20 protein-coding genes, 2 pseudogenes and 1 riboswitch are annotated in these 20,156 nt (G+C 31.2%); all 22 genes and pseudogenes read left to right on the top strand.

Annotated elements, in window-relative coordinates:
* Positions 1–48: 48 nt before the first annotated feature.
* The 22 genes and pseudogenes from proB to HGAG_RS07590 all read left to right on the top strand — a co-directional run bounded on the left by proB (position 49) and on the right by HGAG_RS07590 (position 20,084).
* Positions 49–843, top strand: coding sequence for a glutamate 5-kinase (gene proB / locus HGAG_RS07695; RefSeq protein ID WP_019118593.1), 795 nt, complete (start codon positions 49–51; stop codon positions 841–843).
* The gene (locus tag HGAG_RS07690; RefSeq protein WP_019118592.1) at positions 812–2,074 is read left to right on the top strand and encodes a glutamate-5-semialdehyde dehydrogenase; all 1,263 of its coding nucleotides are present in this window, start codon (positions 812–814) and stop codon (positions 2,072–2,074) included. Before proB ends, HGAG_RS07690 begins: the two co-directional genes overlap by 32 nt.
* 594 nt (positions 2,075–2,668) lie before the next feature.
* The gene (proC, locus tag HGAG_RS07685) at positions 2,669–3,436 is read left to right on the top strand and encodes a pyrroline-5-carboxylate reductase (RefSeq protein WP_019118591.1); all 768 of its coding nucleotides are present in this window, start codon (positions 2,669–2,671) and stop codon (positions 3,434–3,436) included.
* A 516-nt stretch (positions 3,437–3,952) separates the two neighbouring features.
* Positions 3,953–5,884: an aconitate hydratase gene (locus tag HGAG_RS07680; protein ID WP_019118590.1), complete on the top strand. Its 1,932-nt coding sequence runs from the start codon at positions 3,953–3,955 to the stop codon at positions 5,882–5,884.
* A 2-nt stretch (positions 5,885–5,886) separates the two neighbouring features.
* A complete protein-coding gene (locus HGAG_RS07675) occupies positions 5,887–6,894 on the top strand; it encodes an isocitrate/isopropylmalate dehydrogenase family protein (RefSeq protein ID WP_019118589.1) in 1,008 nt (335 codons plus the stop codon).
* Positions 6,895–6,921: 27 nt separating this feature from the next.
* Positions 6,922–8,226, top strand: a complete 1,305-nt coding sequence (locus tag HGAG_RS07670; protein WP_083857220.1) for a citrate synthase — start codon at positions 6,922–6,924, stop codon at positions 8,224–8,226.
* Between the two features lie 45 nt (positions 8,227–8,271).
* Positions 8,272–8,637 (top strand): hypothetical protein, encoded by a 366-nt coding sequence (locus HGAG_RS07665; RefSeq protein ID WP_019118587.1) that lies wholly within the window; start codon positions 8,272–8,274, stop codon positions 8,635–8,637.
* Between the two features lie 35 nt (positions 8,638–8,672).
* Positions 8,673–8,772: riboswitch (TPP riboswitch) on the top strand.
* A gap of 149 nt (positions 8,773–8,921) precedes the next feature.
* Positions 8,922–9,119, top strand: a complete 198-nt coding sequence (gene thiS, locus HGAG_RS07660; RefSeq protein ID WP_019118586.1) for a sulfur carrier protein ThiS — start codon at positions 8,922–8,924, stop codon at positions 9,117–9,119.
* A complete protein-coding gene (gene thiF, locus HGAG_RS07655) occupies positions 9,119–9,733 on the top strand; it encodes a sulfur carrier protein ThiS adenylyltransferase ThiF (protein ID WP_019118585.1) in 615 nt (204 codons plus the stop codon). Before thiS ends, thiF begins: the two co-directional genes overlap by 1 nt.
* Positions 9,723–10,487, top strand: a complete 765-nt coding sequence (locus HGAG_RS07650; RefSeq protein ID WP_019118584.1) for a thiazole synthase — start codon at positions 9,723–9,725, stop codon at positions 10,485–10,487. The genes thiF and HGAG_RS07650 overlap by 11 nt, the downstream gene beginning before the upstream one ends.
* A 1-nt stretch (position 10,488) precedes the next feature.
* Positions 10,489–11,643: a 2-iminoacetate synthase ThiH gene (gene thiH / locus HGAG_RS07645; RefSeq protein ID WP_026074077.1), complete on the top strand. Its 1,155-nt coding sequence runs from the start codon at positions 10,489–10,491 to the stop codon at positions 11,641–11,643.
* Positions 11,644–11,651: 8 nt separating this feature from the next.
* Positions 11,652–12,146: an energy coupling factor transporter S component ThiW gene (gene thiW / locus HGAG_RS10880; protein ID WP_019118582.1), complete on the top strand. Its 495-nt coding sequence runs from the start codon at positions 11,652–11,654 to the stop codon at positions 12,144–12,146.
* Positions 12,131–12,607, top strand: a pseudogene (gene metG / locus HGAG_RS07635) (methionine--tRNA ligase subunit beta); the annotation flags it as partial. The gene thiW and the pseudogene metG, both read left to right, overlap by 16 nt.
* Before the next feature lie 63 nt (positions 12,608–12,670).
* Positions 12,671–12,952, top strand: a complete 282-nt coding sequence (locus HGAG_RS07630; RefSeq protein ID WP_001267200.1) for a CD1845 family protein — start codon at positions 12,671–12,673, stop codon at positions 12,950–12,952.
* Positions 12,953–13,036: 84 nt separating this feature from the next.
* Positions 13,037–13,810, top strand: coding sequence for a replication initiator protein A (locus HGAG_RS07625; protein ID WP_019118581.1), 774 nt, complete (start codon positions 13,037–13,039; stop codon positions 13,808–13,810).
* On the top strand, positions 13,807–14,634 hold the full coding sequence (locus tag HGAG_RS07620) for an ATP-binding protein (RefSeq protein ID WP_019118580.1): 828 nt from the start codon (positions 13,807–13,809) through the stop codon (positions 14,632–14,634). Before HGAG_RS07625 ends, HGAG_RS07620 begins: the two co-directional genes overlap by 4 nt.
* Positions 14,627–15,112: a PcfB family protein gene (locus HGAG_RS07615; protein ID WP_000606600.1), complete on the top strand. Its 486-nt coding sequence runs from the start codon at positions 14,627–14,629 to the stop codon at positions 15,110–15,112. Before HGAG_RS07620 ends, HGAG_RS07615 begins: the two co-directional genes overlap by 8 nt.
* Positions 15,109–15,843 (top strand): phage antirepressor Ant, encoded by a 735-nt coding sequence (locus tag HGAG_RS07610; RefSeq protein ID WP_019118579.1) that lies wholly within the window; start codon positions 15,109–15,111, stop codon positions 15,841–15,843. The genes HGAG_RS07615 and HGAG_RS07610 overlap by 4 nt, the downstream gene beginning before the upstream one ends.
* Positions 15,836–16,402 (top strand): annotated as a pseudogene (locus tag HGAG_RS07605) (type IV secretory system conjugative DNA transfer family protein); the annotation flags it as partial. The gene HGAG_RS07610 and the pseudogene HGAG_RS07605, both read left to right, overlap by 8 nt.
* 54 nt (positions 16,403–16,456) lie before the next feature.
* On the top strand, positions 16,457–18,127 hold the full coding sequence (locus HGAG_RS07600) for a recombinase family protein (protein WP_019118577.1): 1,671 nt from the start codon (positions 16,457–16,459) through the stop codon (positions 18,125–18,127).
* 47 nt (positions 18,128–18,174) lie between these two features.
* Complete coding sequence (locus HGAG_RS07595; protein WP_019118576.1) at positions 18,175–19,653, top strand: Lsa family ABC-F type ribosomal protection protein; 1,479 nt, start codon at positions 18,175–18,177, stop codon at positions 19,651–19,653.
* A 110-nt stretch (positions 19,654–19,763) separates the two neighbouring features.
* Positions 19,764–20,084 carry a DUF3847 domain-containing protein gene (locus HGAG_RS07590; RefSeq protein WP_019118575.1) on the top strand — a complete coding sequence of 107 codons (321 nt, stop codon included), beginning with the start codon at positions 19,764–19,766 and terminating at the stop codon, positions 20,082–20,084.
* The last annotated feature ends 72 nt before the right edge of the window (positions 20,085–20,156 follow it).

The following is a 20,156-nucleotide window of genomic DNA, read 5'->3' as shown; positions in this document are numbered from 1 at the left end:
AAATTGCTTATTTTTGTGTTTTCTTATAAAATATAAGAGGTGAAAAATATGAGAGAATTTAGTAATGAATTGAGAAAAATAGTTATAAAAGTAGGTTCTTCTTCTGTAAGCCACGAAAATGGTGGGGTTGATATTGAAAGAATCGAAGAACTTGCTAAGGAAATTGTAAATTTGGAAAACAAGGGCATTAAGGTGATTTTGGTTTCATCTGGTGCGATTGCAACTGGGGCAAACAGGCTTTCTATTAAAAGGCCTAGAAATGATATTAGCAAAAAACAAGCCACAGCTGCAGTTGGGCAGGTTACTTTGATGAATACTTTCCTCAAAGCTTTTGCGGAATATGGGTATTCTATTGGGCAGATTCTTCTTACAAGAATGGTTGAAACCAACGAAGTTATGAATTTTAATGCCAAAAATACTATAAATGATTTGTTGGAAATGGGAGTTGTTCCAATTGTAAATGAAAATGACACGATTTCTACTTACGAAATTGATTTTGGGGATAATGATACCCTATCATCTGTAGTTGCAAAATTGGTTGATGCTGATTTGCTTATGCTTTTGTCAGATATTGATGGACTTTATACAGATGATCCAAGAATTAATAAGGAGGCAAAATTAATCAAAGAAGTTAATGAAATTGACGAAAAATTAAGGTCAATGGGCAAGGATTCTTATTCAAATCTTGGAACTGGTGGGATGGCTACAAAAATTAATGCAGCTAACCTTTGTATGGAAAAGGGAATTGATACGGTAATTGCAAATTCGAAAGATTTGAAAAATATAAGAAGAATAGTGAAAGGAGAGGAAATTGGAACAATCTTTAAAAGAAAAATTGACTAAAATGGGCGAGCTTTCCAAAAAAGCAAAAAAAGATTTTGTAAAGCTTTCAACAAAAGATAAAAATAAAATTTTAGAAAATATAAAAATTTCCATGGAAAAAAACAGGAAAAATATTCTTGATGCCAACAAAAAAGACTACGACAAGGGCCTTTCTAATAATATGGCAGAAGGTCTTCTTGATAGGCTAAAACTTGATGATAGTAGAATTGACTCAATGATTTTATCAATCGATCAAATGATAAAACTTCCTGACCCAATTGGAAAAATGACTGATGTGAGAACTCTTGAAAATGGACTTTTGATTGGGAAAAAATCTGTTGCAATCGGAGTTTTGGCAATGATTTATGAAGCAAGGCCAAATGTAACCTTGGATGCGTCAATTCTTGCCATAAAATCTTCAAATTCTATAATCTTAAGAAGTGGAAAAGAAGCCATAAATTCTTCCCTTGCCATTGCAAGTGCAATCAGAGAAGGAATAAAAAACACAGGTTTTGATGAAAATATTGTCCAAATAATTGACGATACAAGCAGGGATTCATCAACTGAGCTTATGAAATTAAATGGATATGTAGACTTGTTAATTCCAAGAGGATCAGCATCTCTTATAAATGCAGTTGTAAAAAATGCAAGTGTGCCAACCCTTGAAACTGGAGTGGGAAATTGCCATTTGTATGTTGATAAGTACGCTGATATTGAAAAGGCGATAAAAATTTTTGAAAACGGCAAAACTCAAAGAATAGGCGTGTGCAATGCCATTGAAAGTTTAGTCGTTCACAAGGACATCGACCAAAGTTTTTATGATGGACTAAATAAAATTGTAGAAAAATATAAATTAAAAGTTCACGCTTGTAAAAATACAATAGGAAAAATAAAGGGGGCAAGTCCTGCAAGTGAGAAAGATTATGGCAAAGAATATTTGGACTATGAATTTTCAGTAAAAGAAGTAGAAAATATAGATTGTGCAATTGATCACATTTACAAATATTCCACAGGCCATTCAGATGCAATAATTACAGAAAAAATAGAAGAAGCAAATAAATTTGTAGAAGAAGTGGACTCAGCCTGCGTTTATGTAAATGCTTCAACAAGATTTACAGACGGATCAGAATTTGGATTTGGAGCAGAAATAGGAATATCAACCCAAAGACTTCACGCCAGAGGACCAGTTGGATTGAATGAGCTTACAACATATAAATATGTGATTTTGGGGCAAGGGCAAATTAGGGAATAATCTTTTTAAAGATTATTTTAGAAATTTAGGTTTTTTCTTGTAATAAATTGTTATATATATTTAATACTTCGTTATGTTAGGGCGGAGGAAATGGGGGAGTTTCGATTCTCCCCCTTTTTCCTCCCCCTAACGACCCCCACTTTTTTGCCCCCCTGCAACCGACCATTGCATGGAGCTGGTTTTGTAAGAAGCTAACGCTTCTTTCAAATTTTTGAAGATTGATTGCCATTTAAAAATAACTATAAATTCAAGTGAATTATTAGAGAAAAAATTGTTTGAACGTTAGTGAGTTATTTTTTCTCTTTTAATGAACTTAGAATTTATTTATTTTGGGCTTATTTTCTTATTTAATTTTAGATAGAAATTAAAAAAACGAAAGAAACGCAAGTTTCTTTCTGATTTTGCTCCCTGCAAGGGCCGGTTAAGGGGTTATAAAGATGGGAGTTCTTAGGGGGAAGGAAAAAGGGGACAATCGGAAGTCCCCTGTTCCTTCCGCCCTAAGTATACGAAGAATTATATTAATACATTAAAAAAATTTAAAACAAACATAAAACAAAAATATAGGAAAAATATATTTTTCTATAAGGAGGAAATATGAAAATTGGTGTTATCGGCATTGGGAATATGGGTTCTTCAATTGCCAAAGGTCTTTTGGGTAAAAATGAACTTTTTTTATCTAATAGGGGATCTAATTTAGAATTTTTTAAGGATAAAGAAGTTTCTATTATGGAAAACAGAAAAGTGGTGGAAAATTCTGATTATGTAATTTTGGCTGTAAAACCAAATTATTATAAAGAAGTGATTGATGAAATAAAAGATTTGTTGGAAAATAAAGTATTTATTTCAATTGCTGCAGGTTTTACTCTTGAAAAACTTGAAAATTTATTGGGATCTGACAAAAAAATTGTTATGACTATGCCAAATACTCCTGCATCTGTTGGGGAAGGGATGTCAATTCTTTGTCCAAATTCAAATGTTAGTGATGAGGAATTTTCAAATATTTTAGAAATTTTTTCATCTTTTGGCAAGGCTATAAAAATTGACGAAAATCAATTTGATGCAGCAAGTGTTGTAAATGGTTGTCTGCCTGCTTTTGTGGATTTATTTATGGAAAGCTTGTCTGATGGGGCAGTCCTTTGTGGACTTAAAAGAGATATTTCCTATAAATTAATCGCCCAAACAATAATAGGATCAGCAAAATTAATGGAAGAGTCAGGAGAGCATCCAGGACTTTTAAAAGATAAGGTGACAAGCCCAAAAGGAACTACAATCGAAGGAGTGAAGGCCTTGGAAGAAAATAATTTTAGGGCAGGATTGATAAAGGCAGTTGAGGCCTCTTTTAATAAGACTAAGAATATGTAGTTAAATTCATGGGGGATTTTTTAAATAAAATTTCCTATGAATTTATTTTTTTATTAGCAATAATAATACAAGAGATCTCAAGGTAAAAGCAAGTATAAAAGAAAAATTAAACTTAGAGTTTTTTGCCACGCTATAGATGTGTTAAATTTTTTATTGAATTAATTGCTAAAGCACGAATAAAAAATTTTTTGATTTAATAAAATAAATAAATCCTCACTTTAGGTGGGGACAAAGCGTAGACAAACCCTCAAGCACGAATATCGGACTTCAAAAATTGTTGATTTCTAAATTCCAAAATTCTAAAAACGCAAACTCGCTAACGCTCAAACAGTACGTTTTTTGACGAATTTTAAAATTTGAAATCAAATCAATTTTTTCCGTATGATATTCTTAGCATGAGGATTTGTATACTTTGTCAACAGTCTGTCCTCACTTTAGGTGGGGATATTTTTTTGGAAATTATTTTACTTCGGCGTATAATTATTACAATAATATATTAAAGTAAAGAGGTAAAAAATGAAAAAATCATTAGCTATAAAAATTTTAGAAAACCATCTTTTACAAGGAGAGATTAAAACTGGCGAGGAGATTTGTATTAAAATCGATCAAACTTTAACTCAAGATTCTACTGGGACTATGGCTTATTTGCAACTTGAGGCTATGGACATTGAGGATGTAAAAACTGAAAATTCTCTTGCATATATTGATCATAATATTCTCCAACAAGGATTTGAAAATGCTGACGATCATGAATTTATAAAATCTGCTGCCAATAAATTTGGTATAACTTTTTCAAAAGCTGGTTGTGGAATTTGCCACCAAGTTCAATTGGAACAATTTGGAAAAGTTGGCAATACTCTTTTAGGTTCTGATTCTCATACTCCAACGGGCGGTGCTTTGGCACAAATTGCAATTGGGGCAGGGGGACTTGATGTTGCTGTTGCTATGGCAAGAGGTTTTTATTTTATAAAAGTGCCAAAAATTTTCAATATAAAACTCAAAAATTCTTTGAAAGATTATGTAAATGCCAAGGATTTAATTTTATATATTTTGGGAAAATTGTCTGTCAAAGGCGGAACGGGATATATTATGGAATATTCTGGAGAAGGTGTAAAATCTTTGTCAGTGACTGACAGGGCGACAATTTGTAATATGGGAGCAGAACTTGGGGCGACGACTTCAATTTTTCCATCTGATGAAAATACTTTAAAATATTTAAAAAGCCAAAATAGGAAAGAAGATTACAAAAAATTAGAGGCAGACGAGGACGCTTTTTATGATGAGGTTATGGAAATTGATTTAAGTGAAATTGAATCTGCTGTAGCAAGACCTCATTTTCCAGACCAATACCAAAAAATTTCTGAAATGGAGAAAATAAAAATCGACCAAGTTGCAATCGGATCTTGTACAAATTCATCTTATATGGATATGATGAAAGTTGCATCAATTCTTGATGGAAAAAAAGTTCATCCTGATGTTTCTCTTGTAATTTCTCCAGGTTCTGCCACAATTTTGGAAAAATTATCAGAAAACGGGGCCCTTGCAAAAATGATTAAGGCTGGGGCGAGGATTTTGGAATCGGGTTGTGGGCCTTGTATAGGCATGGGCCAAGCACCAAAAGCTGGTGGAATTTCTCTAAGGTCTTTTAATAGAAATTTTAAGGGAAGATCTGGGACAATTGATGCTAAAATTTATCTTGCAAGTCCAGAAACTTGTGCGATTTCTGCTCTTAATGGTTATATATCCAATCCAAAAGATGCTGAATTTAAAAAAGATTTTGACGAAAATATTATTTTTGACCATACTGATGCTTATTTTATAAAAAGAGAAGAAGATTTAGCAAAAAGAATTAAAGAAACTGTAAAGGGAAAAAATATCAAGCCTTTTCCAAAGGCAAGTCCTGTTTCTGAAATAAATTCAAAAATAATTTATAAGGCGGGCGATGGAATTACAACTGATGATATTTGTCCATCAAACGCTAGACTTTTGCCATTTAGGTCAAATATAGAATATTTATCAGAATTTGCCTTTACAACAAAAATCGATGATTTCAAAAAAAGAGCCGAAAAAAACTCTGGTGGTCTTATTGTTGCTGGTGTAAATTATGGTCAAGGATCATCAAGAGAGCACGCTGCTTTAATTCCTTTGCATCTTAATGTAAAAGCGGTTATTGCCAAATCTTTTGCAAGAATCCACAGGTCAAATTTGATAAATAATGCAATCTTTCCATTAGAATTTGAAAGTGAAAGTGACTATGAAAAATTATCTGAATTTGATAATATTCAAATAAAAAATATAGAAAATTCCTTAGAAAGCGGGGAATTTATTTTAAAAGATTTGGATAAGGATATAGAAATAAAAGTTAGGGGAGAATTTTCAAAAAGAGAAATTGAAATATTAAAAATGGGTGGCTATTTAAATTATGCCAAAAATTTAGAATTGGAGTAATTATGAAAGTAACTTTGATAAAGGGAGATGGAATCGGTCCAGAAATTTGTGATTCTATGAAAAAAGTTTTAAAGGCCTTGGGATCAAAGGTTGAATTTGAAGAAGTGAATGCTGGAGCGAGCGTTTTTGAAAAAGAAAATACCTTTATTCCAGATGAAGTTTTTAAATCAATTGAAAAAAACAAAATTGCTATTAAGGGTCCAATCACAACCCCAATTGGACATGGTTTTAGGTCAATTAATGTTGAGCTTAGAAAAAAATACGATCTTTTTGCAAATATTAGGCCAATAAAATCAATTAAAAATATAAAAACAAAATATGAAAATGTCGATATGGTAATTTTTAGGGAAAATACTGAAGATTTGTATATGGGACTTGAGGAAAAAATTTCTGATGATAAATTTCATTCAATAAAGGTGATAACACGAAAAAAATCTGAAAGAATTATAAGGGCAGCCTTTGAATATGCAAAAAAATTTAATAGGAAAAAAGTTACCATAGTTACCAAGGCAAATATAATGAAATTTACTGATGGTTTGTTTTTAAATGTTGGGCGTGAAATTGCAAATTCTTTCCCAGATATAGAATTTGAAGAGCTTTTGGTTGATAATACTGCCATGCAAATGGTTTTAAATCCAAACAAATTTGACGTTATAGTAACTGAAAATTTGTACGGGGATATTTTATCAGACTTGGCAGCAGGCCTTGTTGGTGGACTTGGCTTAATTCCTGGAGTAAACAAGGGAGAGAATATTGCAATTTATGAATCAGTTCATGGTTCTGCTCCTGATATTGCTGGAAAAAATTTGGCAAATCCAATTGCAATTTTACTTACAGCATCTCTTATGCTTGATGACATTGGGGAAGGAAATTTGTCCGAAAAATTAAGAAAGTCTATTGAAAAAACAATGGAAGATAAGAAAAATCATACAAAAGATTTGGGAGGAGATGCAAGTTTGGAAAAAATCACCCAAGAAATAATCAAAAATTTGGGAGGAGAAAATGAATAAAGATAAACTTGTAGACCTTTCAAAAAAATAAAAATAGAAAATACAATAGATAAAAATCTCTACGATAAATTTTCCATAAAAAGAGGACTTAGAAATCAAAATGGGACTGGAGTTTTGGTTGGAGTAACAAAAGTCGGCGATGTTTGCGGTTATAAAATCGAAAATGGGGAAAAAATTCTAAGCAAAGGCGAACTATATTATAGGGGTTATCCCCTCACAAGTATGGTAAATGATTTTAAAAATACAAAAAGACTTGGCTTTGAAGAAATTATTTATCTTTTGCTTTTTAATAAATTAGCAAATAAAAATGACCTAGAAAGTTTCAAAAAAATTCTAGTAGAAGAAAGAAATTTGCCAAATAAATTTTTTGAAGATACAATCCTAAATCTTCCAGGCAATAATATCGTAAATATAATGATGAGGTCAGTGCTTGCCCTTTATTCTTATGACGAAATGGCTGATGATACAGATACTTTGAACGTACTATCACAATCACTTTCTTTAATTTCAAAAATGCCAATAATTGCAATTTATTCCTACCAAGTTAAAATTCACAATTTTGATGGAAAATCTTTGGTAATTCACAATCAAGATGAAAACAAATCAATTGCAGAAAATATACTTTCTATGCTTAGAATCGACCAAAAATATAAAAAAGAAGAAGCAGAAATTTTGGATTTATTGCTAATAATTCATGCAGAACACGGAGGAGGTAACAATTCAGCCTTTGCAACTCACGTGGTTTCATCATCAGGAACAGACACCTATTCAGCCATTGCCACAGGACTTGGTTCGCTCAAAGGGCCAAGGCATGGGGGAGCAAATTTAAAAGTAAGTCAAATGCTTGAAAATATTAGGGAAAATTTAAAAAATATAGAAGATGAAAAAGAAATAGAAAAATATTTGGAAAAAATTTTGGACAAAAAGGCCTTTGATAAAAAAGGTTTAATTTATGGTTTGGGACATGCGGTTTATACCATCTCAGATCCAAGGGCAGTTTTATTAAAAGAAAAGGCAAGAGAGCTTTCAAAAATTAAAAATAGACAAAAAGATTTTGAATTTATAGAAAAAATCGAAAAAATTGGTGGAAGGCTTTTGATGGAAAAATTAAAAAAACCATATCCGATTTGTGCAAATGTAGATTTATATTCAGGATTTTGCTATGAAATGCTAGATATTCCAAAAGATTTATATATACCAATCTTTGCCATAGCAAGAACAGTTGGATGGGCTGCTCACAGACTTGAACAAATCGAAGATTCAAAAATAATAAGACCAGCCTACAAGTCTTTAAGTCAAACAAAAAAATATTTATCAATGGATGAAAGGTGATTTGTCCCAAATCTTGAAAGATGATATTCTAAAAGGGGAGGGAAGATGAATATTTTAAAAAATTATTTTAAATTTATATTAAAACAAGATGTTGATTCTAAAAATTCTTCCAAGGCTTTTATCCTTGTTAGAATATTATCTTTTTTAATTGCAGGATTTTTTTCTTGGGGACTTTATTATTTATTAGATAGGTACAATCTTAATATTTTTGTAAAATACCTAATCTTAATTTATGCAAGTCTTGCTTTTTTTACAACCCTACCTTGTAAAACTATTCAAATGAGAGAAAATGAAAATAAGCTAAGTTCATGGATTCCAAATTTTGGATTTTATAATAGTCTTGCAACTTTAATTTCGCCTATTTATTTATTCAAATACTGTAAGGCTATTCAAAAAAATAAGGAAAGTTAAAAAATTTTGCAAATTAAATAAATTTGTCCTATAATAAAAATAGCTAGGGGTGCTTTTAGCTGAGAGATGAATTTTCATCAACCCTTTAAACTTGATTAGGTTAAAACCTGCGTAAGAAAGCGATGATTATAAAAAAGTTTAAAGACCCTAGTTAGGGTCTTTTTTTTGATCCTAATAAAAAATTAATTTATAGTAGTTAGTCAAATAATCTATGTGCAAAACACAAATGGGGCATACCACCTCGGGTATGGTTTCTATTTGTGTTCTTTTTTTAGGAGGTGAATATGGTTTTAATAAATTACAAGGAAGTGAAAATTGAAAATGAAATTTCTTTGTATGAATTTTTAAAAGAAAATAAATTTGATCCTCACTTTGTGGCTGTTGAAGTCAATCAAGAACTTGTAAAAAGAGAAAATTTCAAAAATTTTCTTGTAAAAGATGGCTATAAGGTGGAAGTTTTTTCCTTTGTTGGAGGGGGTTGATGGATTTAAGAGATAAAATTTTAAAAAGACAAAATAAAAATGACAATGAAATATTTGAAAAAGCAAAAGTTTCGATTTTAGGTTGTGGAGGACTTGGCTCAAATGTTGCAATGATTTTGGCAAGAGCGGGCATTGGAGAAATTTTTTTGTATGATTTTGATAAGGTTGAATATTCGAATTTAAACAGGCAAAATTATAAAATTTCTGATATTGACAAAGAAAAAGTCCTTGCAACAAAAAAAATAATCGAAGAAACTATTCCCTTTACAAAAATTCATGCAAAAAATATGTTCTTGGATGAAAAAAATATGGATGAAATTATTGAAAAAACCGATTATTTTATTGAAGCTTTTGACAAGAAAGAGTCCAAGGTTATGGTCTTTGATTATTTTTCAAAAAAAGAAAATAAATTTCTTTTTACCGCATCGGGCATGGCAGGACTTGGAGATATTTCAGATATTAAGGTAAAAAAAATAAATAACATCACTATGGTTGGTGATTTCAAATCAGACGCAAAAAAAGATGGGCTTTATCTTGCCTATGTATCAATCATGGCAAGCCTTGAGGCTCTTGAGTGTTTGAAAAAAATAAGGAAGGATTATTATGGAAGATAAATTTATACTAGGTGGCAAGGAATTTAATTCAAGATTTATTCTTGGTAGCGGGAAATATTCTGTGGAACTAATTGATGCTGCTGTAAAAAATGCAGAATGTGAAATGATTACAGTCGCTCTAAGGCGAGCTAATACAAAAGATGTGGCAAATATTTTAAATTATATACCAAAACACGTTACAATTATTCCAAATACTTCTGGAGCAAGAAATGCTGATGAGGCAATTAGAATTGCAAGACTTGCAAGGGAAATGGGTTGTGGAAATTTTGTAAAAATTGAAATTATGAGAGATACAAAATATCTTTTGCCAGATAACGAAGAGACTTTGAAGGCTACAAAAGTTTTGGCTTATGAAGGTTTTGTTGTTCTACCTTATATGTATCCAGATTTAAATTATGCAAGAGATTTAAAAGATGCGGGAGCCACTGCTATAATGCCACTTGCTGCTCCAATTGGATCTAACAAGGGACTTGTCACAAAAGAATTTATAAAAATAATTATTGATGAAGTTGACCTTCCAGTAATTGTTGATGCAGGAATTGGTCTTCCAAGTCAAGCCGCAGAGGCAATGGAAATGGGAACTTGTGCAATTATGGCAAATACAGGAATCGCAAGTGCTTCTGATATTACAATGATGGCAAGAGCTTTTAAACTTGGAATTGAAGCAGGTCGTCTTGCTTATCTTTCAAAGCCGGGCAGAGTTTTAGAATCTGGAGCTGATCCATCATCTCCACTAAGAGATTTTTTTGATTAAGATGAATATTAAAAAAGTTACAGATTATTTTCCAGAAATGGATATAATCGATTCTCATATAAAAACCGAAGTTTTAGATAATTACGAAAAAATAAAAAATAAAAATGTAAGTGATTCTGATATTCTAAGAAGTTTAGAAAAAGAAAGACTTGATGAAGAAGATTTCTACAATCTTTTATCAGACAAAGCTTTAAATCATTTGGAAAAAATGGGAGAGCTTGCAAAAGATAAGAGAGTGAGATATTTTGGAAATAATGTTTGTCTTTTTTCTCCGATTTATATAGCAAATTATTGTGAAAATTCTTGCAGGTATTGTGGTTTTAGGGCAAAGTCTGATATAAAAAGGGCAAAATTAAATTTTGAAGAAATTGAAGAAGAAATGAAGGCTCTTTCAGATACTGGAATTGAAGATGTTTTGATTTTAACAGGAGAAAGTCAAAAATTTTCATCAGTAGAATATATTGCAAAAGCATGCGAGATAGCCAAAAAATATTTTAAAACAATAGGAATTGAAGTCTACCCTGCAAATGTAGATGATTATAAAAAATTAAAAGAAGCAGGGGCAGATTTTGTTACAGTTTTTCAAGAATCTTACAATCCAAAAACTTATGATTTTTACCATCCTTACGGTCACAAAAGATCTTGGGTTTATAGGATTGATACTCAAGAAAGAGCAATGATGGCAGGCTTTAGGGGAGTAGGTTTTGGAACGCTTTTTGGACTTAATGATCCAATTGAAGAAGCATTTAAATTAGGTCTTCACGCTCAAAAAATTCAAAAAAAATATCCTCACGCAGAAATTGCAATTTCTCTTCCAAGAATAAGACCAACCCACGGGGCAGATAAGCTTAAATTTTTTGAAGTAAATGATAAGAAATTTTTCCAAATCATGCTTGCTCTTAGAATATTTTTGCCATTTGCATCAATAACTCTTTCAACAAGAGAAGACCGTGATTTTAGAAATTTGGCAGTAAAATATGCAGCAACAAAAATTTCTGCATCAGTTGATACGTCAATTGGTCATAGATCAAAAAATTCTCAAGATACGGGAGATGAGCAATTTGAAATTGCAGATAATAGGTCATGTGATGATGCAATAAAAGATTTAAAAGCAATTGACATGACTCCAGTTTTTACTGATTATATAAATGTTTAGGAGAGATTATGAAAAAAAATAATTCTTTGCTTATTATGCTAACTCTTTGTATGTTTGTAACTATTGGAGTTGTTATTTCTCCAATTTTAAGATTTGAAGGTTTTGCTCCAACGGCTCATTTTGTAAATATTGTTTGCTCAGTTTTTTTGGGCCCTTGGTATTCACTATTAAATGGATTAATAACTGCATTTTTGAGAATGAGTTTTCTAGGAATTCCTCCTCTTGCCATAACTGGACAAATTTTTGGAGCTATGCTTTCTGGAATTTTTTATAGAAAATCGAAAGGAAATTTATTTGCAGCTGTAGTTGGGGAAATAATTGGAACAGGAATAATTGGAGCTATTGTTTCTTATCCAGTTATGAAATTATTTTATGGAACAGGCGATATAACTTGGTATTTTTACCTGCCTTCTTTTACAATTGCAACAATTATTGGAGGAAGTGTAGCTTATATTTTCTTAAAAACTTTGCAAAAATCTAAAGTTTTATATTCCCAACAATGAAGCCAATAGGCTTAGAAAAGGCAGAAAATGGGGGTTTGTCAAAAGAAACTTACGAAACTTACGACAAACTTACGACAGAAGAAATTGACCTTTCAAAAGTGAAAGTTGAACCATTATTTGAAGATATGGTAGACTTTGAAACTTTCTCAAAATCTGATTTTAGAGTTGTAAAGGTTAAAAACTGCGAAGAAGTTCCTAAGTCAAAAAAACTTTTGAAATTTACATTAGATGATGGTTCTGAAAAAGAAAGAGTTATTTTATCTGGTATTAAGGAATATTACAGCGCAGAGAGCTTAATTGGAAAGACACTACTTGCAATTTGTAATCTTCCTCCTCGTAAGATGATGGGAATCGACTCAGAAGGTATGATTATATCTGCAATTTGTGAGTATGACGGTGAAGAAAAACTTAACTTAATAATGCTGGATGATAATATTCCAGCAGGATCAAAATTATATTAAAGGACACGCTAATTATGAAACTGGGGTTTGTTATGAATCCCAGTTTAATTTTTAGGAGTATGTATGAGATGGATAATTAGAATAATTTTATTACCGATAAGATTAGTGTTGAGTTTGCTCATAGCTTTTTTAACCTTCATATTAAGTTTGAGTACTGCGTTGTTAAGCGTAGTTTCTACTTTGATTTTTATAATTGGAATAGCTAGCATTTTTCAAGGAGACAAGCAAATTGTAATTGAAGCACTAATATTAGCATTTTTATTTAGTCCATTTGGATTACCTAAATTAGGTATATATGTTATTGGATTATTAGAATTATTAAACTATACAATAAAATCAATTTGAAGAAAAATAAATATAAGACAACCGTAGACGATAGAAAGCAATAATTCTGTCGTCTTTTTGTTATTTCAAAGAAAGGAGGTAAGAATGAATTTTGATTATTTTTATAATAGGCAATCTGAGATGTATAACTTCATTAGGTTACCTATGGTATTAATGGAAGATGAGATTTTTGAGAGCATTTCTATTGAAGCTAAAGTTTTGTATTCATATATGCTTAATCGAATGGGGCTTTCATATAAAAATGGCTGGATAGATGAAGATGGAAAAGTCTTTATTTACTACACAATAGAAAGTATAAAAGATCAATTTAATTGTGCAAGTGAAAAAGCAAATAAATTAATATCTGAACTTGATATTAAATCAGGAATAGGACTGATTGAAAAGAAAAGACAAGGACTTGGAAAGCCTAACAGAATTTATGTTAAAGACTTTATGAGCATATTTAATAATATGGAATTAAAAAATCAAGAAGTTCGAAAAACAAAATTCCAGAAGTTCGATAATCGAAATTCAAGAGATTCGAATATCGAAAGTCAAGATTTTCGAAAATCGGAAGGTAACTATAACAATATTAATAATAATGAGTTAAGAAAGAATGATTTTAGCAAAGGGCAAAAACCTTATGGAATATATAAAAACATATTTTTGACTGATGAAGAATATAAGGACTTAACAAATGAGTTAGGAAGCAGGATTAGTGAGTATATTGATAGGTTGTCGTCATATATGAAAGCAAATAACAGAGTGTATCAAGATCACAAGGCAACGATAATTAATTGGTATCTTAATGATCAGGCAAAAAACATTAATGATAATACAACAAGGAAAATGAATTACGATATAGGAGAGAGTTTATGAAGAACTTAAAAGATTTTGTATTAAGAGAAAATGATATTGAAAGAAATGGACATATCTATTGCAAGGTATGTGGTAAAAGAGTCGATGGAGAATTACTTGACTTTGGCTTTACAAAGTTTATTCCCAGAATTAAATGTGAATGTGAAATAAAGAGAGATAAGGAAAATGAAGAAAGAGAAAGACTGATGAAAATATCGTCATTGAAAAGAGATTGCTTCTCATCGCCGCTCCAACACCAATATACTTTTGAGAAATTCCTAAATGAAAAGGGACAAGATTACAAGGTTGCTTACAATTATGCCAAAAGTTTTGAGCAAATGAAGGAGGACAATGTTGGACTTTTATTTTATGGAGATGTTGGCAGTGGAAAGACTTATCTTGCTTGTTCTATTGCAAATGAATTAATTGAAAGAGAACAAGTTAAAGTTAAGATTATGAATTTATCTCAGGTTATAAACCAAATACAAAAATCAGCATTTAAGCTAGATTCAAATGAAATTATAGATAACCTATCAAACATTCCGTTGTTAATTTTAGATGATCTTGGAATTGAAAGGGATACATCTTATGCAAGAGAACAGGTATATAACATTATAAACTCAAGATACTTAAAAGGCAGGCCGACAATTTTTACTACAAACTTATCATTGGAAATTATTCAAAATCCTAATATAGACCTTGAGTATCAGAGGATATATTCAAGAATACTTGAAATGACAATACCAGTTAAAGTTACGGGAGAAGATTTTAGAAGAAAAATCCATCAAGAGAAGTTAAGAAAATACAAAGAGTTACTTTTATATGGAGGTGGAATAGATGATTAATGAAGAAGTATCTAGGTCAAGTCTTAATCTTGAAGTAAGACTTGCAAAAGCAACAAGTAAAGCAATTCTTGATGCCTTAAAGAAAGTTCACAAGCAAATAGAGGAACAAGGAGGCTTGAAAAATGTAATAAAAAATAACGGAGAAGAAGTAAAGCTAAAAGATATGGTTAAAAAAGGACAGTTAGAAGAAATCAACCTAAAAGATCCTGAGTTAAAAGAATTAAAGAAAATTTTAAATAAACACGGAGTGAAGTTTTCTGTTATGAAAGATAAGGAAACTGGTAACCACTCTGTGTTTTTTCAATCTAAGGATATAAAGGTAATGGAACATGCCTTTAAAAAAGCGGTTAAGGCTTCTGAAAGAAAAGCCGATAGGAAAGATTCAATAACGAAGACAATAAATAAGTTTAAAGATATGGCTAAGGACACAATTAGTAAAGATAAAGTTAAAAATAAACATAAGGAGCAAAGCTTATGATAAGTAATTTAGAAACATTTGAAAATAAGAATTTTGGGAAACTCACTGTTATAGAAAAAGACGGTGAGTTTTTCTTTATAGCTAAAGAAGTAGCAGCTATGTTAGGATATGTCAATCCAAGAAAAGCTGTTTATGATCATGTAGATGAAGAAGATAAGGGTGTAACGAAATGGAACACCCCTGGAGGAATACAGAATATTTCAATAATTAATGAGTCAGGATTGTATTCACTTATCCTCTCATCAAAACTACCACAAGCAAAAATATTCAAAGCTTGGGTAACTAGAGAAGTCTTACCAAGTATTAGAAAAAATGGAGGATATATAGCTGGTCAAGAAAAGAAAACTAACGAAGAGCTACTAGCAAATGCAATTCTGGTAGCCAATAGAATTATTTCCGAAAGAGAAGAAGAAATTGAAGAATTAAGACCAAAGGCAGATTATTATGACAAATTAGTAGATTATAATCTACTTACAAACTTTAGAAATACTGCCAAAGAGTTAGGAATACCACAAAATCAATTTATAAGTTTTCTAATGGATAAGGGATTAATTTATAGAGATAAGAAAAAGAAACTCTTACCTTATGCAGATAAGAACAAGGGATATTTTGAAGTAAAAGAATGGGTTGATCCACTTGGTACACTTGTAGGCATACAAACATTTATAACACCAAAGGGAAGACACTACCTACTAATTTTATTAGATAGCGAAGGTTTCTACGATGAATAAGGTATTAGAAGCCATTCTTTCTGATATTAAAAACTTAATTAAAATAGACAACCCAAAGAAATTTATATTATCAAACATTCCTTATCTATCCTTTTTCTACATTGGAAATATCTTTTCTAATCACATCAATTCTTATGTTGGAGGAGATATTATTGATAGAATAATGGTGGGAATTTCTGATATAGGAACTTTATCTTATATACCAAGTATTAATCCAAGGGACTTGTTAATAGGTATTTCAGTTGCTGGTCTTGTTAAGCTAATTGTTTATAGTAAAGGTAAAAATAAAAAGAAATATAGGCAAGGTAAAGAATATGGATCTGCAAGATGGGGAGAAAGCAAGGATATTGCTCCATACATTGATCCGAAGTTTGAAAACAATGTTCTTATAACTAATACCGAAAGACTAACAATGAATTCAAGACCTAAAAATCCTAAGTACGCTAGAAATAAAAATGTACTAGTAATAGGTGGTTCTGGATCAGGTAAAACAAGATTTTATGTAAAGCCAAACCTAATGCAAATGCACTCTTCCTATGTAGTAACAGACCCTAAAGGATTAACCTTATAAGGACAGAGAAAATAATAAAAACTTGGAAAGGAGGTAATTCTCATGTCAAATATGAAAAGAACAGGACAAACAGCCCTTTATGAGCGTTTAAGTCGTGATGATGAAATGCAAGGAGAGAGCAATTCCATCACCAATCAAAAGCAGCTACTTGAAAGCTATGCCAAAAGAAACGGCTTTGTAAATATTTATCACTATACAGACGATGGAGTAAGCGGAACAACCTTTGATAGAGAGGGATTTCAAAAGATGATAAAAGCAGTAGAAGAAAACAAAGTATCTACTGTGATAGTAAAAGATATGAGTAGGTTTGGCAGAGATTACCTCAAAGTAGGCTTTTACACCGAAATACTGTTCAAAGAAAAGGGAGTAAGGTTTATTGCTATCAATAACGGAATAGACAGTGAGAAACAAGCAGAAAGCGACTTTACCCCATTTCTAAACATTATGAACGAATGGTACGCAAGAGATACATCAAGAAAAATACAATCTATCTTCAGAGCAAGAATGGAAGAGGGTAAAAGAGTATCCCCAAGTGTGCCATACGGCTATTTTAGAAACCCTAAGAACAAACAGGAGCTACTTGTCGATAAAGAGAGTGCAAAGGTCGTAAAACGCATTTACCATCTTGTAATAGAGGGATATGGAGTAACACAGATAGCAGATATACTAACCAAAGATAAAGTCCTTATCCCATCAGCCTATGCAGAAATACATTACCCTGAAAATAACCATAGCTCCAAGAAAAGAGGAATAGAAGACCCGTATTTTTGGACACCGACCACAGTAGGCTATATCTTAGAAAAAAGAGAATATATGGGACACACTGTACTTGGTAAAACAATATGCCTTGATTACAAAACTAAGAAACGCAGAAAGGCAAAAGAAGAGGAACTCATTATCTTCAAAAACACCCATGAAGCTATCATTGACGAAGAAACATGGAATAATGCTCAAAGGCTAAGAAAGACAGTAAGAAGAAGTCCGAAGTACGGTACAACATCAAATCCACTTACAGGACTTTTAATCTGTGCAGATTGTGGAGGAAAATTAAGTTACAGAGAGCCGGCAGAACATAAAGAAAAGAAATATGATAGTGATTACTCTTTTGTATGTCAACATTACAGACACAGAAAAGGCAGTTGCAGTATGCACTACATTAAAGTAAAAACAGTGAATGAAATTCTCTTAAAATCAATAAAGGAAATAACAGATTTTGCAAAAGAAGAAAAGCAAGAATTTCTAAAAGTGATGAACAAGTTATCCGACGAAAAAAGAGAAGAAAAGTATCAAGAGGATAAAGAGAAATTAGAAAAACTGTCCTCAAGAAATGGAGAATTGACAACACTTATTACAAAGCTGTATGAAGACCACGCACTTGGGAAAATTCCTGTAAAACACTTTGATAGATTATTTAATATATATGATACGGAGCAACAAGACTTAGAAAAACAAATACAGCATTTTGAGCAAGAAATAGAAAGCTACCATCAGAGAAAAGTTGATACCGATAAATTCCTAAAGATGATAGAGAAGTATACAGACATTGAGGAACTTACAGTACCGATGATAAATGAATATATAGAAAAAGTAGTAGTCCATGAAGCAACAGGGGGAAGAAAAGGAAAAGACAGAAAACAACAAGTTGATGTTTACTTTAACTTTATAGGCAACTGTCAAGTACCACAGAAAGCTGATATAGAAAAAATGGCTTAAAAATGGTATAATATTAAACAAAATAGGATTGTGAGGGGGGTGTTTTTATGTCGGCAATTAAAATTGAAAACCTCACTTTCTCATATTATGGATATGTAAAACCTATATTTGAAAATGTATCGTTTTCCTTTGATACAAACTGGAAAATAGGATTGATAGGAAGAAATGGAATTGGTAAATCAACTCTATTTAAGTTACTTTTAAATCAAGAAACTTATCAAGGTAAAATAAGCAAGGATGTTGAATTTATTAAATTTCCACCAGATATAATTGATACTTCAAAATTAGGAATTGAGTTATATAAAGAACTAATATCAGATGAGGAAGAATGGAAATTATTTAGAGAACTTAATTTGCTAAATGTAGATGAGAACCTTGTTTACAGAGAGTTTGAAACGCTTTCTAAAGGAGAACAAACAAAAATCCTTTTAGCTATTTTGTTTACAAGAGAAGATGGCTTTTTACTTATTGATGAACCAACAAACCATTTAGATATGGACGGAAGAAAAATTGTAAGTGAATATCTGAAAAGTAAAAAAGGATTTTTGCTTATATCTCATGATAGAGATTTTTTAGATGGTTGTATCAATCATGTTATTTCTATTAACAGGAATTCTATTGATGTCCAATCGGGAAATTTTACATCATGGTATGAAAACAAAGTGATGAAAGACCAATTTGAAATTAGTCAAAATGAGAGATTAAGAAAAGATATTAAACGATTAAAAGAGGCTGCAAGACAAAGTCAAATTTGGTCTGATAAAATTGAAAATACTAAAAATGGTGTGAAAGTATCAGGTGTAAAACCAGACAAAGGACATATAGGTCATCAATCAGCCAAGATGATGAAAAAATCTAAGAATTTGGAGAATAGACAAAACAAGGCAATAGAAGAAAAACAGAGTTTACTAAAAGATATTGAAACAAAGGAAAGTTTATTATTGCATCCATTACATCATCATAAAAATCCTCTAATATCGGTTAGCAATTTATCATCATGCTATGGAGAGAGACAGATATTAAGCAATGTAAGTTTCGAGATAAAACAAGGCGATATAGTGGCTATATATGGTCAAAATGGTAGTGGAAAATCAACCTTGATTAAAATTTTATTAGAGTTACATCATGAGTATATTGGTGAAATAAAATCGGCAAGTAATTTAAAAATATCGTATATTCCTCAAGATACATCTAATTTAACAGGTAGCCTAAATGAGTATATTCATAAGCAAGGTGTTGATGAAACATTGTGCAAAACAATTCTTAGGAAATTAGATTTTGTAAGAGAATTATTTGAAATGGATATGAAGAACTATAGCGATGGACAAAAAAAGAAAGTTTTAATTGCTGTAAGTTTATCAAAGCCAGCTCATATATTTGTTTGGGACGAACCACTGAATTATATAGATGTAATATCAAGAATACAGATTGAGGAAATTATAAAAGAAGCAAAGCCTACACTCATATTTGTAGAACACGATAAGCGATTTGTAGAGGATATAGCCAATAAAATCATACAATTATAAATGAAATAAACACTCAAAGTTTAGAAAAAGACTAACTCAGAAACAGTAAATCAAAAAAATGGTTTACTGTTTTTTTATTGCTCAAAATTAAAAAGAAAGGAACACAGAAAATGAAAAACATAGATGAAAAAATCTTAATGGCAGAAGAAGAAATTAAGCAGTTACAAAACAAAAGAAAAAAGCTCATCAGTCAACAGAAACAAGAAGAAAGAAAAAAGAGAGATAAAAGAATATATGAAAAAGGAGCAGTCTTTGAAAGTATCTTTACAGAAAGCAAGGATTTCACCAAAGATGAATTTTATCAGTTAATCACATTCCCAAATATCAAAGAAGCAGTCAATCAAAAAATCTTAAAAATCATAGAGCAAAGAGAACAGATGGAAGTAGAAAATACAGGAAAAGAAGATGAAGAAACGGACATCGAAGAATAGTCCCTTGTTTACAAGGGCGCACTTATACACCCTAAAGGGTGTGTGCGTTCTCCGAAGGCTCTTAGCAGAGGG

The organism is Anaerococcus obesiensis ph10 (genome assembly GCF_000311745.1).
GTDB classification, from domain to species: Bacteria; Bacillota; Clostridia; order Tissierellales; family Peptoniphilaceae; genus Anaerococcus; species Anaerococcus vaginalis.
This window is presented reverse-complemented; position numbering and strand designations above follow the sequence as displayed.